Annotated in this window: 15 protein-coding genes and 2 pseudogenes; 11 read left to right on the top strand and 6 right to left on the bottom strand. The window is 58.1% G+C overall.

The genetic code is table 11. The features are described from left to right. Positions 1-62 precede the first annotated feature (62 nt). The 4 genes from NKH16_RS17210 to NKH16_RS17225 all read right to left on the bottom strand — a co-directional run bounded on the left by NKH16_RS17210 (position 63) and on the right by NKH16_RS17225 (position 3,136). Entirely contained in the window at positions 63-329 is a 267-nt protein-coding gene (locus tag NKH16_RS17210) for a hypothetical protein (RefSeq protein WP_352753116.1), read from the bottom strand. A gap of 10 nt (positions 330-339) precedes the next feature. Then, positions 340-1,785 carry a type II and III secretion system protein family protein gene (locus NKH16_RS17215; protein ID WP_502896531.1) on the bottom strand — a complete coding sequence of 482 codons (1,446 nt, stop codon included), beginning with the start codon at positions 1,783-1,785 and terminating at the stop codon, positions 340-342. A 54-nt stretch (positions 1,786-1,839) separates the two neighbouring features. Next, on the bottom strand, positions 1,840-2,877 hold the full coding sequence (gene cpaB, locus NKH16_RS17220) for a Flp pilus assembly protein CpaB (protein WP_352900646.1): 1,038 nt from the start codon (positions 2,875-2,877) through the stop codon (positions 1,840-1,842). Positions 2,878-2,962: 85 nt separating this feature from the next. Continuing rightward, positions 2,963-3,136 carry a Flp family type IVb pilin gene (locus tag NKH16_RS17225; protein WP_352507998.1) on the bottom strand — a complete coding sequence of 58 codons (174 nt, stop codon included), beginning with the start codon at positions 3,134-3,136 and terminating at the stop codon, positions 2,963-2,965. 537 nt (positions 3,137-3,673) lie between these two features. Here NKH16_RS17225 and NKH16_RS17230 point away from each other — a divergent pair. From NKH16_RS17230 to NKH16_RS17260, 7 genes are all read left to right on the top strand, one after another. After that, positions 3,674-5,056, top strand: coding sequence for a TadA family conjugal transfer-associated ATPase (locus NKH16_RS17230; protein ID WP_352900648.1), 1,383 nt, complete (start codon positions 3,674-3,676; stop codon positions 5,054-5,056). Continuing rightward, positions 5,056-6,027, top strand: coding sequence for a type II secretion system F family protein (locus NKH16_RS17235; protein WP_352900651.1), 972 nt, complete (start codon positions 5,056-5,058; stop codon positions 6,025-6,027). The genes NKH16_RS17230 and NKH16_RS17235 overlap by 1 nt, the downstream gene beginning before the upstream one ends. 20 nt (positions 6,028-6,047) lie before the next feature. After that, positions 6,048-6,989 carry a type II secretion system F family protein gene (locus NKH16_RS17240; protein WP_352900653.1) on the top strand — a complete coding sequence of 314 codons (942 nt, stop codon included), beginning with the start codon at positions 6,048-6,050 and terminating at the stop codon, positions 6,987-6,989. A gap of 54 nt (positions 6,990-7,043) precedes the next feature. Beyond that, positions 7,044-7,595, top strand: a complete 552-nt coding sequence (locus NKH16_RS17245; protein WP_352900655.1) for a tetratricopeptide repeat protein — start codon at positions 7,044-7,046, stop codon at positions 7,593-7,595. Positions 7,596-7,604: 9 nt separating this feature from the next. After that, positions 7,605-8,111, top strand: a complete 507-nt coding sequence (locus NKH16_RS17250; protein WP_352900658.1) for a prepilin peptidase — start codon at positions 7,605-7,607, stop codon at positions 8,109-8,111. 122 nt (positions 8,112-8,233) lie between these two features. Then, positions 8,234-9,031 (top strand): sterol desaturase family protein, encoded by a 798-nt coding sequence (locus tag NKH16_RS17255; protein WP_352900661.1) that lies wholly within the window; start codon positions 8,234-8,236, stop codon positions 9,029-9,031. Between the two features lie 19 nt (positions 9,032-9,050). Next, positions 9,051-9,680, top strand: coding sequence for a methyltransferase family protein (locus NKH16_RS17260; RefSeq protein WP_352900664.1), 630 nt, complete (start codon positions 9,051-9,053; stop codon positions 9,678-9,680). A 109-nt stretch (positions 9,681-9,789) separates the two neighbouring features. On the opposite strand, the gene NKH16_RS17265 is transcribed toward NKH16_RS17260, so the two are convergent. After that, complete coding sequence (locus tag NKH16_RS17265) at positions 9,790-10,074, bottom strand: hypothetical protein (RefSeq protein WP_352900667.1); 285 nt, start codon at positions 10,072-10,074, stop codon at positions 9,790-9,792. Between NKH16_RS17265 and NKH16_RS17270 the strand changes: the two genes are divergently transcribed. Then, positions 10,073-10,762: a phosphatase PAP2 family protein gene (locus NKH16_RS17270; RefSeq protein ID WP_352900669.1), complete on the top strand. Its 690-nt coding sequence runs from the start codon at positions 10,073-10,075 to the stop codon at positions 10,760-10,762. The genes NKH16_RS17265 and NKH16_RS17270 overlap by 2 nt on opposite strands. A 79-nt stretch (positions 10,763-10,841) precedes the next feature. Beyond that, positions 10,842-10,997 (top strand): annotated as a pseudogene (locus NKH16_RS17275) (transposase); the annotation flags it as partial. Positions 10,998-11,042: 45 nt separating this feature from the next. On the opposite strand, the pseudogene NKH16_RS35025 reads toward NKH16_RS17275, so the two are convergent. Further along, positions 11,043-12,414: pseudogene (locus tag NKH16_RS35025) on the bottom strand (IS110 family RNA-guided transposase). 792 nt (positions 12,415-13,206) lie between these two features. On the opposite strand from NKH16_RS35025, the gene NKH16_RS17290 reads away from it, so the two are divergent. Beyond that, complete coding sequence (locus NKH16_RS17290; protein ID WP_352900679.1) at positions 13,207-15,126, top strand: choice-of-anchor X domain-containing protein; 1,920 nt, start codon at positions 13,207-13,209, stop codon at positions 15,124-15,126. A gap of 250 nt (positions 15,127-15,376) precedes the next feature. Further along, positions 15,377-15,829, top strand: a complete 453-nt coding sequence (locus NKH16_RS17295; RefSeq protein WP_352900681.1) for a hypothetical protein — start codon at positions 15,377-15,379, stop codon at positions 15,827-15,829. The last annotated feature ends 5 nt before the right edge of the window (positions 15,830-15,834 follow it).

Here is a 15,834-nt window from a genome sequence, read left to right on the forward strand (position 1 = left end):
CCTTGCTCTTTTGCTCCTTGACGCCAGGATCCCTCGTTTACCTGACGCGCTGATCCTTCCGTTCAATCCGCTGTGTCTTTCGGCGTCCCGACATTGACCGTGATCGCCGGCGGCGGCGGCGGTGGCGGTGGGAACTTGTAACTCTGGGCAAGAGCAGCAGCGCGCGCGCCATCCCCCTCAATAGCAGTTTTTTTCGACGCCGGATTGAGAGGGTCGACCGTTTGCAGAAGCGAATTGTATTTCTGGGTGTCGCCCGCGGCCAATGTCACCGTGTCGTAGCGGTTCAGATAGTCCGCGCAGCCCGTCAGCCCGCTGGCGCACAAAAGCATGATCAACACCCTATTTCTTGACATAGATCATCTTGTCCTTGGATTTCAGGTCGAGCATGTGGCCATAGGGGCCGACGACGCCTTCGCCCAGTTCATATTTGCGCACCATGTCCTTGGTTACTTCCAGTTGGCCGAGCACGAAAAATTCCGGGTCGTTGGCCGGCCGTGTCTTGTCGAATGGGGTCGCCAGTTGCTCGCCGGGTTTCACCGGGCGAACGATATGCGGGGTGACGATGACGACCAGTTCGGTCTCTTCCTTCTGATTGCTTGAATTGTGGAACAGCGCGCCGACAATCGGCACTTGGCCCAGCCATGGTACCTGCCTCTGGATTTTGGTATTCTTGCTGGACAAGAGCCCGCCGACGGCGAAACTCTGACCGTCGCGCAACTCGACGACGGTCGCCAGCTTGCGGGTGGTGAAGATCGGGTCGCCGGCCGGCGTGAAGCCGTTCAGGTCGCTTACCTCCGGCGCTAGCTTGATATGGATCTTGTCGTCGTTGAGCACGATCGGCGTGAACTGCAGATTCACGCCGAACTGCTTGTACACAATGTTGATCTGGCCATCGCTGTCGAGGCTGCGGATGGGTACTTCACCGCCGGCGTTGAAGCTGGCCGGCTCGCCGGAAAGTGTGGTGAGATTGGGCTCGGCCAACATGCGCACGACACCCTTTGCCTCAAGCGCCTCGATGATCAGATCGACCTTGATGTTGCTGTCGATGACGCGAGTGATCAGCGCCGCGAATGGATTGGTGTTCGACAGCAGGCCAGTGAGCAGACCGCCCGGTCCGAGCACCACGTTATCTTCATCGACGGCGGCAATGCCCGTTCCAGTTCGTGTCGTTCCGCTGTTGTTCGTGCTCCGGATCGACACACCAAGGTCACGACCGGCATTGCGCTTGGCCTCAAGCACGCGCACTTCCAGATTAACTTGCTGGCTGTCATCAACGGTAACGGCATTGATAATCGCGTCGGGACCGTATTGCTGGGCCACTTCCAGGATCGACGCCAGCGTGGCGCCGTCCTTCACATGCCCGCCAAGCCGGACCTTGCCATTGACCGAACCGATATCGATCCGCGATCTGGGCGCTACCTGCCGAATTGCCTGCGCCATATCATTGACGTCGACGCCGACCTCGATCTGGATTACGCCAAGCGAGCGCTTGTCTTCGGAAAAGAGATTGACGGTGGTGGTACCGGCGCCCTTGGCAATGACGTAGAGCGTCTTGTCGGTCATCGGCTGGGCATCTGCGATCTTCTCGTCGGCGACGACGATATCGCCAAGAGTGGCATTCACCTCAATCGTCAGCGATTGCGACATGGGCAGGAAGACACGATGGACCCTGGGGTTCGACACGTCGATACGGCGATCGGCTGCCGTAGCCTCAAGGCCGATCGGCAGTAATATCACCGAACAGGCCAGCGCGGCGGCTGCCAGTGTTTTCCGGACCGTTCGCATCTGCATTCCCCCTTTTGGCGGCTCTTCGGACGCTCTTTATCCCATATACCAGAGTTATCTTTGTCGCGGTACGTCATATGTTTCGAGCTTCACGCCCCGAAAAACGCCGATAGTCGCACGGGCTGACGGCTCCGGCTGCACATATTTGATCACTTCATTAACGACCTCTTGCGCTTCGGGTGCCGAGGTCACGGCCGGAGCAGGCTTTGCTTTGCTCAAGTCGTCGAGCCGGCTTCCGACCTGTTCGACGGCCCGAGTCAGGCCATTGATCTTGTCGTCCGCTCGCTTGCGCTCGGCTGCCGCAGCAGCATCCGCCGTCGCCTGCCTGGCGAGGTCGGCTTGCTTGGCTGCGACATCGGCCGGCGTTTCGCCGGTCAGGTCGGAAAGCGTGATGCGTTGGGTGATCTCGTCCTTGCCGGCTGCTGCCTGGCGAAGCGCCAGCGACAACTGGCCGGCGCCGGCGGCCAGCGTCAGCTTCTGAGCGTCCTTGGTGCTAGCCTCTACGGTCACCGATTTCACCACCGTCGGACTGTCCGTGCTTTCATCAGCGACCTGGTCGACGGCGAGCACCTTCATGCTCTGCAACAGCACGTCGACGAAACTCTGGTCCGCACCTCCAGGATTGCGCACGGTGCGGGTCAAGAGCACATCGACCCGATCACCTGGGAAAACGAATCCTGCGACCCCGAGCACATCGTTGACTCTGATGGAAACAGCTTTCATGCCTTCGCCGAGCACCGCCGAAAGAGTGGCGCGCTGGCCGGGGCCGGTAATCTTGGTGGCAAGAACGGGTTCATTGGCGCCGATCGCCTGCAGCGCCTGCTTTGTGCCTTCGCCAGCGAGTAGATCTTTTGTCGTCTTGAAAGCACCGGCCGGAACCGCGCCCGCCGGCCATGTGATTTCACGCAGCTTGTCGGCCGACAGCGTGTCGCCGAATTTCAAAGACACGGCCGCCACCACGATGGTATCGCGCGGCACGTCCGTCTTCGCCATAGCGCTGCGTTGACTGGTTAGCCAGATATTGGCGAGAACCACTGCGAGCACGCCGAATACGCCGGCGAGAACGATCATGATGACAGTGTTTGCACGCACTTTCTTTTCCCGCCAGACTCCGGATCACCCACCACATGGATCGACGCCGGGAGAGCCCCCCGGCGCCGATGATAAGACTAAGCTATCACGGCAACAGTGCGTAAAGCCCCGTCCATTGGCCAGCAACCCAGCCACCGACAAGAATGATGGTGGCGATCACTGCGACAGTGATGATGCCGAGCAGGATGGTATATTCGACCATGGCAGCGCCGTGTTCGTCGTCGCGAAACTGCCGGGTCATCGTCATCAGCTTTTTCATGCCAATTTCTCCCTTTGGAGGTTCAAACCCTGACGAGATGAGCCAAGGATGAAATCGCATACCTGAGCATCCTCCGTCGGCTAATCCTAGGGGCCGATAAAAAACAGAGTCAAATAAGTTAGCGGTTCTTTAACTTCTTTATACCTGTGCTGTGCCTGAAATGGTCATAACGTTTCGAGGTTCTGTCTGCAGCAAGACGTTGAATGTGCCTGCTTTTCGTCTGTCTTTAACCATTCGTTCACAATTTCGCCGCGCCTGTGGCAGAAGCGAGGCGATATTAGCGGATAGGCATATGCCATTATATCCAAGGGTTGTGCGAGCCCATAAAGCGCCTTTGTGGCCAAAAAGATACAGGGGATGTTTTGGCAGGCCCTTGTATACTTACGGCCGGACGCCTCCTTCGAATAGATGAGATGTTTTTTTGACCTAAGTGTTAACTGTGCAAGAGCATTGAGTTCGTGGAAGTGCTTGGTGCTGCCGTCTTGCGGGGTTGACGTTTAGGTTCCCCCAACGCGTGTCCAAGGGGGGTAGCGCAAAATGCTGGGCCGATTCACGAAAGGGCCAAGCGAGCCGCGGGTCGAGCCGAAGCTCGATCCGATCGTGCCGGCAGTGCCCGCACTCTCCCGTTCTGCGGACTTCGAATCGCCGGGGGATGATTTCCTCACGCTCAAGGTCGAACTCCACCGCCACTTGATTGATCGCTTCAACCTGACCGCCCTTGAAAGTGCGTCCAAGGAGGAAATCCTGAACGAGATTCGCCCCATCGTGCGGGAATTCGTTCGTGCTCGCAACGTGCCGCTTAACGCCCGCGAACTTGACCAATTGACCAGCGACACAGCTGACGAGATGCTCGGGCTGGGTCCAATCGAGCCGTTGCTCAAGGATGATTCGATTTCCGATATTCTGATCAACACCCACAAGCGAGTCTTCATAGAGCGGCGTGGCGTCATAGAGGAGACGGCGATCCGCTTTCGCGATGAAGCCCATCTGCTACGTATCATCAACAAGATCGTCTCGGCCATCGGCCGGCGCGTCGATGAATCGGCGCCGATGGTCGATGCGCGGCTGGAAGATGGGTCGCGAGTCAACATAGCGGTGCGGCCGATCTCGGTGGATGGCCCGCTGGTCTCGATTCGCAAGTTCTCCAAGAACCCCTATTCGCTCGAACGCCTGATGGCGTTTAATTCGATCCGCCAGCCGATGGTCGACCTGTTGCGCATTGCCGTGCAGGCCCGCAAGTCGATCCTGGTTTCGGGCGGCACAGGCAGCGGCAAGACGACCCTGCTCAATGCCCTGTCGAGCTACATCCCAGCCAGGGAGCGCCTGATCACCATCGAGGACGCAGCGGAACTGCAACTGCAGCAGCCGCATGTGGGCCGTCTCGAGACGCGTCCGCCCAATGTTGAGGGAAAGGGCGAAGTTCGCCAGCGCGAATTGCTGAAAAACGCGCTTCGCATGCGGCCGGACCGCATCATCGTCGGCGAGGTGCGCGGCGAGGAAGCCTTCGACATGCTGCAGGCTATGAACACCGGCCATGAAGGTTCAATGACCACCATTCATGCCAACACGCCCCGGGATGCGATATCGCGATTGGAACAGATGGTCGGCATGGCCGGTATGCCGATGAGCCACGATTCAATACGGGCTCAGATTGCCTCGGCCATCGACGTCATTGTGCAGACGCAGCGGCTTTCCGATGGTGGAAGGCGGGTTGTTTCCATATCAGAACTCACCGGTATGGAAGGCAATGTCGTACAGGTTCAGGAGCTTTACCATTTCGTCCGCCGCGATGTGACTGCAGAGGGCCAGATCGTTGGGGAATTTCGTGCGACCGGCATTCGTCCGCGCTTTGCCCAGGAAGCGGCGACCCTTGGCCATCAGTTCGCCAAGGACGCGTTCAACCCACAGGTCCCGCTCTAATGCCGACCGGCCAGACATTGCTCTACTTCATCTATGTACTGGCGGCTGCGTCGCTCATCCTCGCGGCCGAGGCTCTGTATGTGACTTACTCCAAGCGGCGCTCAACGGTCAGCACGATCAACCGTCGGCTGAAGCGGCTCGCCGATGACGCTCCGGCCGAACAGACCTTGCAGCGATTGCTGCGAGAACGTGGGCTTACCAGCTCGGGGGATTTTCTTTTCAATGCTGTTGGCCTGAACAGGCTGTACACCCAGTCCGGCATTACCGGGAATCCGCTGTCGTTCGTCGCGACATTTACTCTCGGTGGACTTGCCCTGGCACTGGTATTTGCGTTCCTGCTGCACTTCTCCGCCGTGGTTTCGTTGATCATCCTTCTGCTCATCGGATTCGTCCTGCCGTATCTGGTTCTCCGTCGCGCGCGCGCCACGCGAATCCAGAAATTCGCGAAGCAATTGCCGGATGCCCTTGAGATGATCGTGCGTTCGCTGCGTGCCGGTCATCCGACTTCCGTGGCTATAAGCCTTGTCGCGCGAGAAATGCCTGATCCGTTGGGCACCGAATTCGGCATTGTTTCAGACGAGATCACCTTTGGCCTCAGCCTTGAAAACGCGGTGCGAAAACTCTCGCAACGCGTCGGTTTCGAAGGTCTGCATTTGCTGTCAGTGTCGCTGTCGATTCAAGCCAAGACAGGCGGCAATCTTACCGAGATTCTGTCGAATCTCTCAGTGGTGCTGCGCGAAAGGCAGAAACTTAGGTTGAAGATTAGGGCGCTCTCTGCCGAGGGGCGAATGTCCGCGTGGATCATTTCCCTGTTTCCTCTTTTGATGCTCGCCATCCTCACGGGCCTGGCCCCCAGCTACTACGGTGATGTGTGGGGCAGCCCCTTGATCATGCCTGTGTTCCTGGTTTTCGGGCTCTGGGCGCTGCTCGGCGACTTCATCATGTACCGTATGGTGAATTTCGATTTTTGAGGGAGCGGAGCTATAGAGTTGTGACCCAGGATGTGAGCCTGCTGGTGTCCATTGCCGTCTTCCTGGCGGCCGTAGCGCTTTTCCTGGTTGGCGCGCTCGTCTTCTTGCCGGCGCTGCAGACGAGGAAACTGGTTGCGCAAAGCCTGATGGCAGAGGGCATTCCCGACCGCCGCTCGCTTTTGGGCCAGGAAGAACTGGCTAAGATTTCAGCACAGCGGCCGGTCGACGCCTACTTTAGATCGATCGAAAAGGAACGCGACGAGCCCAGCGCGCTGGACGCAAAACTATTTCGCGCCGGCTTCTATCAGTCAAGCGCGCCATTGATCTATACTCTGTCGCGCCTTGGCGCGGTCTGTCTTGGCTTTTCCGCGACGTACGCGCTCCTGTCGCGGATATTGCCACCCGAACTTCCCGGTCTTGTCGCCTTTGCAGGCTCTGCCCTGCTTGGGCTGGGATGCATCGTCATTCCGAGCATCGCTCTCGATCGGTTCGAAAAGGGACAAAAGCAGATCTATCGTCGCGGCTTTCCGGATTTCATGGACATGATGATCACCTGCGCCGATGCCGGCATGAGCCTCGAAGCGGCTGTCGAGCGTGTCGGCAGCGAACTGGCTGGCACCCATAGATGGCTCGGCATCCAACTCGCGATCATGAATCTTCAGTTGCGCGCGGGCAAGCCGTTGCGCGAGGCCCTGCGCGAACTATCCGACCGCGTTGGACTGGAGGAGGCGCGCGCGCTGGCCGTGCTGTTCCGTCAATCCGAAGAGCTCGGTACCAGTTTGACGGATGCCTTGCGCGTCTACAGCGACGAAATGCGGGGGCAAAGAATTCTCTTCGCCGAGGAACGCGCCAATGCTTTGCCTGTCAAGATGATGATACCGCTGGGGCTATGCATCTTTCCTGTTGTGATGATGGTCGTGATGCTTCCGGTGATCATTCGAATGAAGGGCATTTTCTTCTAGACAGGGATGTGCTTTGGTCAGGGGCGGGATCGGAAAGATTCCTTGGGGGATAAAATGACAAGGCCAATGTGCCTCGTTGCCGCTGCCAGTTTGCTGGCTGTCGTGCTTTCCGGTTGTCAGTCGAATGCGACGGACCCAACGGGAGTCGTCCGCACTAACGAGCCGGCGAAAGTGGAGCTTACTGCCTTCGGCGATGCCTTCGACGGACTGAAGACGGTCAGCGACGTCGAATATTATGCCTCGGACCTAGCCGTTGCCGAAGCCAAGAACCAGTTCCGCTCGGAAAATTATGGCAATGCGGGCGCCTTGTTCTACAAGGCGACGCAACTTGCCCCCAACGATGGTGTCGCGTGGCTGGGCCTCGCCGCCTGCAGCGACCGCATCCACCGCTTCGATCTCGCCGACAGGGCTTATGGCCAGGCCTTCCGGCTGATTGGGCCTACGCCCGAATATTACAACAATGTTGGCTATTCCTATCTGCTGCGCGGCAAGCTGCAGGACGCGCGCAGCAATTTCCTTAAAGCATACGAACTGGCTCCCAACGATCCGACCGTCGCCAACAATTTGCGGCTCCTGTCGTCCAGCGTGAAGAATCTCGAACGGTAAGGCGCTAGCATGTTGCTTGCCGGAGCGCTGCTGATGGAGGGGCTGGCGGTTTCTTTGCTGGCAAGGATCGCATGGCTCGACTTCACGACCCAAAAGATATCTAACCGCGACGTGCTGCTGCTTTTGTGTCTTGGGCTGGGTTCGCTGCAGTTTATGTCGATCCTGACCGGGTCGTGGTGGGACATGGGCCTGAGCGCGCTTGCCGGCCTTCTGCTGTTCCTTGCGCTTTTCCCATTCTGGGCCATGCGCAAGGTCGGCGCCGGCGATGTCAAGCTGATGGCGGTGGTTTCGTTTCTGATCGGCGGCAGCGGGCTCCTGGTGTTTTCCGTGCTGTTGCTGGTCTTCGCGCTTGCGACCGCGTTGGTCGTGAAGAATCCCTTCATGCTGCCCGAAGGCGCCTTCCGCCTCCACGTTCAGCATCTGGATCGCAAAGGCGTCGTCCCCTTCGGCGTGCCGATCTCGATCGCTGCTATCTGCACGCTAGGGCTTCAGATTTATGGCAACGCACGGTTTTAGGCGGGCTCTCAGCCTGACATGTTTGGCGCGCGAACTAAATTTTCAATTAACCTGTGAGAAACCATTAGCTTGCGCTCAAATTGGCGAAGTGCTTGGATTGCGTCTTGCCGGCGGGACGCCGTATGGACATTCTGAATATCAAAGCGCTCTTAATTGCGGTTCTGATCTTCGTTCCGATCGAATACCTGTTCGCTCTGCGACCCCGTCAAAAGATATTCAGGAAAGCCTTCTTCAACGATCTCATCTATGCGCTGTTTAATGGGATTCCGATAAGCCTTGGCCTGATCGCGGCTATCACGCTCGCAACGAGTACGGTGGGGCGGCTGGTGCCGGCCTTCGTCGGCAGCGCAGTATCATCGCAACCTGTTTGGCTCCAGGTGTCAGAGATCATTGTCATTGCGGACATTGGCTTTTACCTGGCCCACCGCACCTTTCACGCCGTTCCCTTTTTGTGGCGCTTCCATTCGATTCATCACAGCATTGAAGAACTGGACTGGTTGGCAGCGCACAGGGTTCACCCTGTTGATCAGGCTCTGACAAAGAGCGCGTCGCTCGTGCCTGTATATCTGCTGGGTTTCAGCAGCTCGGCGATCGCCCTGTTTGCACTAATTTTTCACGTCCACGGACTTTTGCTGCACGCCAACGTCAGGCTGAACATCGGCCCGCTTCGGTGGCTGATCGCGTCACCACAGTTCCATCATTGGCATCACGCTCACGAGCGCGCCGCATACGACAAGAACTTCGCAGGTCAACTTTCATTGATCGATGCGCTCCTCGGAACGATGTACCTGCCCGGTAACGCTGTCCCGGAGCGCTATGGCGTCGATGATCCGATTCCATCAACTTACGTTGAGCAACTCGCCTATCCAGTGATCCCGAAGGGCAGAACCAATGAAGCTCCCTCCACCAGAGATACGTGATTTCATCGGGCGTGCAACGATGACACTTTACTTCACGTTCTGTGCGACTTTGAAGGCCGCAACATTCTTGGTAGCTCTTGCCGGCGCAGAATGGACTGTGGCGTGGATTGTCGATCTCACCGCAGATGTGGCCGCTCTCGGCTTTCTCGTGCTCGTCGTTGGGATGACAGTGGCGCGTCTTCCGCCCCTGGGAACAGCGCAGGGAATCGAACCCCGAATCTCTGCGCTCATTGGATGCTTTGCCACCGCAACTTTGATTGCGGTCCCTAGCACACGGCCAAGTCCGCAGGTCGAGTTTCTTGCGGACCTGACCACCACAGTTGGTTTCGTGCTTTGCATCTTGTGCCTGTGGTGGCTCGGCAGATGCTTCAGCATCACCGCGCAGGCCAGACGGCTCGTCACGGGAGGCCCTTACCAAATCGTGCGGCACCCGCTCTACGTCTGCGAAGCGATCGTCCTGCTCGGCATTCTTCTCGGCAATGCGACATGGACGACCGTCGCAATCTGCGCGATTGCCCTCGCTTTCCAATATCGGCGGCTCGTGAACGAGGAGAGGGTCTTGCGAGCGGCGTTCCCCGAATACGACGCCTATGGACAGACCACGCCAATGCTCATCCCATCTTTATCCTCATTGTGCCGATGGCAGTGACTGTGCCCCATGCTGATCTGCTGTCTACGGATGTAAGGGTGTGCCTGGTGATCTTACACGGTGCCGTTAGGAATGCTTCACTCGCTGACCTAGGTGTTGGAACTCGAAATCACTTAGCAATTGTCGCCTTGGTCACAGCTCTTTTCGGGCTAATTGACATTTTTTGGTTGCCATTTTCTACAGTCGATTTTTCACCCAGGAACTGGATTGACATAAGCAAGGCGGCCCTTGTCCTCAGCGCATCTTGGATGGCATCCGCAATTGCGCTCCATAGATTGAGATCTGACACAAGCCCAATCGCCAGCGTAATCAAATATCTTTGTGGCTGCTTGAGAATCGTAGTCGTTTCCGCAGCAGCATTCATTCCGCTCGCCATTTCAACCACCGTCTTCATGTACCTGGCGTCGGCCACCTCAAGGCCGCTGGCGGACCCGGTTCTAGCTTCTATCGATTCCGGCCTCGGCTTCGACTGGCAGTGGTTCCTGGCCACGACCAACCAGCCGACTACAGCATCCGTCCTGGTTTTTGCTTATCACGCGCTGGCGTTTCAAATGCCGCTCGTTTTGTTAGTCCACGCGGTGAGAAACCAACGAGAACGAGCACTGGAGTTTGTGGCTCTTCTAGCGGTTGGCTCGGTCTTCACAGGCGCTCTGATGGCGTTGGCGCCAGCTGAAGGCGCTTATGCCTATTTCAAGCCGGCGCCCGGGCTATTTTCGAACTTCACCACTGATGCCGGAATGTGGCACCATAATGTGCTTATGGCGCTGCGATCAGGCGAGCCGTTTGATCTAATTATGACTAAAGGCACAGGGCTCGTCACGTTCCCGTCGTTCCACACGACACTTGGATTGGCAGTGGTCTATGCCGCGCGGACCATCCGGCCACTCTTTGTCGTGTTGGCTATGGTGAATACCGCCATGATCGTGGCCACTCTGCCTGAAGGCGGTCATCATTTAATAGATGTAATCGCCGGCATAGTCATCGGCATTCTCTCCATCATTGCAGTCAAGATGCCTAGCTATGCGCGCGGAAAGGCCGACCGCGTTGCGAGATCAGCCGTGGGATCGGACGCGGACCACTGAGTTGGCCACGGGCTGTTGCCCTCCGGCTGCCTGGCAATGAAGTGGCGGCGGCGAGACACAGCGAGGAGGAGCGCCGCCCTGCGGCGGCATCTGCATGCACAGGAAGAAGATCAACATCTCCACCGTGCTCGCCGGCCAGAGGTTCGGAATCACCGAAGTCGACGACGGCATTTGGCTCGTCTCCTTCATGCACTATGATCTCGGATATATCGACTTGGAACAGAGGACCTTGTAGACCATCGACAACCCGTTCGGCACGAGGGTGTCCACCCATGTCTTCCTAAGAAACAGCCGCAGCAGGGGTGGGCTCCATCCTCTGCAGTGCATATCCAAGCGATTTGGCACGACGCCGGACGTTGCTGAGAACCCGCTGCCGGTAGCCTTCTTCGTAATAAGAGGCTCCTGGGTCAAGCGTAGTCCATGCGATGGCGAAGGGCGTTGTAGATGAGAACACGGCGATCTTGCGCGCCGTCGCGGTGACAGCCTTGGCCTTCAATGCGGGAGGCCAAGCGGCGATAGAAGGCGCCCAACGCCGTCTGAGTGCGCCCCACCGCCGTCGCGCGCCAGCCGCAGCAGGGCCGCCACTCGACTGCAGGAGCGGCGCGTGCGCGACGACAGCACCTTGCCCCCGGAAATCTTGTTGTGCGGCGCTAGGCTCAGCCAGGAGGTGAAGTGCTTGGAGGTCGGCCAAGCCGAGAGGTCCGTGCCGCACTCGCTGACCAGCTTGAGCGCCAGGTATGGCCCGATCCCATGGATTTGTGTAAGATCGACGCCAAGGATCGCATGCAGGGCCTCGCGCACTGGAACCCCCGGCTCACAGGCCTGTGGCCGCTTATAGCGGGGAGGCGGTAGCGCCGCTGGCGGCGCCGGATGGGCGTCCTTCATGCGTTCCAAAACCACTGCGATCCGCTCATCGCACGCGGTCACCTTGACTTGGTATATCTCGTATAGCTCCAACGCTTGCGCCAGAGCGAAGACATGCTCCTCCCGATCGTTGCCGACGAGAGCCGCCCGAAGAGTCTCGGCTGAAGCCTTGCAATGTGGGTCACGGTAAGTGGCCAACTTGTCCGGATCGCGCTCGCCCCCACAAGGGCCCGCATAATGCGCAGCCCGGTGGCGCCCGTCACGTCCGTGACGACGTGATGGAGTTGCAAGTTCATTTCGGTCAGCGCCTTTTGCATGTGTTGGATGTGGGTAGCCGCCGCATCGAGCAGCCGCTCGCGCTGGCGCAGATAGCTCTGCAGCGTCGCGATCTCGCCGGTTGGCCGGAAGCTGGCCCGCAGCAATCCATATTCATGCAGACGCTGTAGCCATTCGGCATCGGATACATCGCTCTTGCGGCCCGGGACCTGTTTGGCCTCGCGGGCATTGACCAGGATTGCGTCAAACCCGTGCTGCTCAAGGATCTCGAAGAGCGGGATCCAGTAAACGCCGGTCGACTCCATCGCCACTGTCTTGACTCCGCACTGCTCAAGCCATGCGGCGAGGCGATGCAGATCGGCCGTGAAGGTTCCGAATGTCCGTACCGGCTCGGGATCGCACCGGGGCGAGACCGCGGCCACAAGTATGGTGGCTCCGATGTCGATGGCAGCTGCATTGGGATGGACCAGGGTGAGATTTCTTTTCCGGCGGGGCTGCGTCTTGCGCGTCATGGCATACTCCTCCTTAGCAAGGCTGGAGGGCTGGGCTGCGCGAAAATATCAATTTCCTAATCGGGATCGCCACATGTGGCGTCACCACTTTCAAGTCCGCAGGAGCCCATGGGCCACGTTTGGTAACGGGGTCGAGCCCACCAAAGACCGGACGGCCGCTCCCTCCGCGGCTATCATAGGGCTCCGCTGTTCTTCCGCCACAGGCGGACTGCCGTCCTTGCCCGTTAGGTACAAACTGTTACCCATGTCTCCGGGCCGTACAGTTTAAAGACGCTAGCGGGAGAGGGATACCGCCAATACAGTGCGGCCACTGAATTCGTTTGCTAACTCGACTACTTTGCAATAGAGGGCGGTTTGCAGCACCTTAAATCGTGTCCCCGCAACCACTTCTGTCATATTACGATAACCGTCTCGGTTTAACGGAGGCGGTTTTTTCGTGTAATGTCTGGTGCGAGGCCGGGCATTAGGGCGCATATTTTGCGCGAAGCCCTTCATGAACCTCAATACGTCAATCATCGGCGGAATGCGGAATGCGTCGTGCAAGAGATTGAACCAAAGCCCTCCGAAGGCAGAGATCACAGGTTCGAATCCTGTCGGGTGCGCCAATCCCGGCTTTGCGTGGCCAAGCACCGCGTCGCGGACCTCCAGGTTGAAGCCGAGATGCGCCAGTTGCAGTGCGCAGGCTGCCAGAAAAGCGTTTTGCTCTAAGGCCTATCACCCAAGCCGCTGTCGCGTTGGTCAATCTTCAGATAATCTGCAGAGCGAAAATGGCACAAGTCGGGGAGCACTACTTTGTTGCCGCTGCTAAGGGAATGGCCGGGACTGTTCCTATCGTCGCTTCTATTGCTGGCGACGGCTGTCGCCGCCCCGACGCAGGAAACCAACATCGGATCGCCTTCCGATACTTCAGCCGCAACGCTGGCCAACAATGTCACCGAGCTGCGCATATTTTTGACGGAAGATTCCGGGATGGTTCGGGGCGAGATCGCGACTGCTCGTCCATCCAATGTCGCGGAGCTCTCATTGGCGATGGAGGAAGGAACCGTCACATTTCGCGACGATGGCGCCGGGCCGGATCGAGTCAAGGGCGACGGCGTATTCAGCGCGCGTTTCAAGTTTGACACGACGGCGGAGTTCGAAGCGTTGCGCGCTGGCCTTAGGGCGACGATCGACGTTCTGCGCGATCCAGACCAGGACATCCTAATCCGTCGAGGGCCGCGCGACATCGTGACCGCGGCTGACGCGATCCGGGATGCCGAGCTCAAAACGCCTGAAATCCTGAACACAGCGCGCCAGGAGGCGGAGCGGGCAGCGCGCCTGCTGGACTTCCAAGACCCGTTGAGGGCCGCAAAGGCCCTCGACATCAACGTCGCGACAACACCGTTCCAGCGCCTGCCCGGCCCCCAATTCGACCCTTTGGAACGCAAGCAATTCAAGGTCGAATATCTCTTCGAGTTCCCGATCTTCACCACGTTTCCGCCGCCCGCACCGCGCGTCGCCATCGACCGTGATCGCTCGCTGCTGATTACCGCGAAAGACGTGGTCGAGGATGGCGATCGCAGCTTCGATGCCTGCACCGGAACCGGCTCGCCCGGCGGGCCGTGGAGCTTCGGCCACCTGATGCGCGAGCTGGCATATGACACCGGCCTCACGCCTGAGGAATTTACACTGCACTGGCTGTTGAGTTGGCGACTCCCGCATGAGGTCAACGGTTGGATCGTCCCCGCGCGCGACCATCAGCAGCTGCAACATTTCATCGACGGATGGCGCGGATTGTCCCCCAACGGGCTGCTCGACATCGACTACTTCCCGGCGCGGCTTCTCGCCATAGTGAATCGACCCGACCTTGCAGACCGTATCGGTTTCGGCGACGTGGGCAATGCAGGAGAGGGGCGGCTGGTATTCGGCTTGATGACCGGTTCCTGTACGCCAGCGAGCTTTACAGTGATCTTCGAATACGGCATCGCTGCCAATTCCTGCATAGAGGTCAAGGCATGGCAACGACGTTGGAAAGATCTTGACCAGTTTGGCGTCGGCACTGCTGCCTATAATCAGGCACTGGAATCCGTTACCCGCGCCTTCACCGATCACGGATCGAAACCGAGCCAACTTCCCAATGCGAGTTCGCTCAGTCGGATGAGGACCAACGAGAACGTGCTCGCCAGTGGTTGGCAAATGCGCGAATTCCGCCTTGAAGAGACCGGCCTGCTCGACGTTGTCCCGGTGAAGCAGACGCCGGACAACGGATTCAATGGCAGCGGGATCCTACTGGACTATTTCGTCATCAACGAAGCCGACATTCTCAACGACCGGCATGTTGTTCGGGAGCGCTTTCCGGACGATCTCGACCCGTTCCTGGGTGGCGCGGCAAAGACCTTGTTTGAAAGCTTCTTCTGGTCGGCCCCGAATCTCGACAGCCTAATCGAGCCTTCCGAGACGCGCCGCAAGTTTTCGCTCGCCACCTGCAATGGCTGCCATGCAGGTGAAACGGGCACCCGATTCACTCATATCGGAAACGAAGGCAGACGCGAAATGGGCCAGCCTGCAGAACTCTCCGGATTTTTGCGGGGCGAGACCGTCACCGTGCCGATGAGCGGCAGCGCTTTGCGGCGTTATGAAGATTTGAAGGAGCGCGAGACTGCCATGTCGGAGCTTCTCGAAAATTCCTGTTTCTGGCTCCTGGCCTTTCAGCGATCTCCGCTCGTCCACTGAAGACGTACCGTCACTTGATGGCACTGTGCCTGGAATGATAGTTTGGCCGGACGTTGGCCTTCGCCCCGCGGACTAGCTCCACCACCGCGGGTAGGGAACGCCATGCTTATGTATTGGCGCCGCCGCGCGGTATGGCGGGGCAATCCTCTTTGCAGTGCTCGGAATTCTCAAGAGCGCGCGCGACCGGACCGAGCCGGCTTGAGTTCTCGAACTTACTTGAGATCCAATTTTTCAAGGGCGGAGGAAGCAAATGGCAAAACTTAAGATATTCGACAATAATAATACCAATGTGAACGTACCGAGCAAACAAGGGTACATCAATGTTGCTACCGGTGTGATCAATGATTTTATCAATTTCGAGAGTGAGTCTGACAAGAATAGATCTGATTTACTTCAACAGTATGCGGGTAATAACTATATCATATATCAACTTACTAGGAATCCAGAAACAAACGTTCAAATTGACAGCAACAACTGTAAGGTGAATATCGTACTTGATGGGAGAAAGAAGCCCGGCGTCACTTTCGGTAAGCATAATATAGTATTGCCTGAGATTGAATCGGGCGACCCTCCATTGGATGCTGGCTACCTGTCTGAGCACGTGAAGGCAATTAGTGAGCTATACGGGGCCGGTACATCGCCAGAAGTGGACCAAGCCTGCAAATTCCTGTTCGGATTGATGCTGCTCACCCGCTGCCGTTGAGGCGG

Source organism: Mesorhizobium sp. M1307 (genome assembly GCF_040318155.1).
GTDB lineage: Bacteria > Pseudomonadota > Alphaproteobacteria > Rhizobiales > Rhizobiaceae > Mesorhizobium.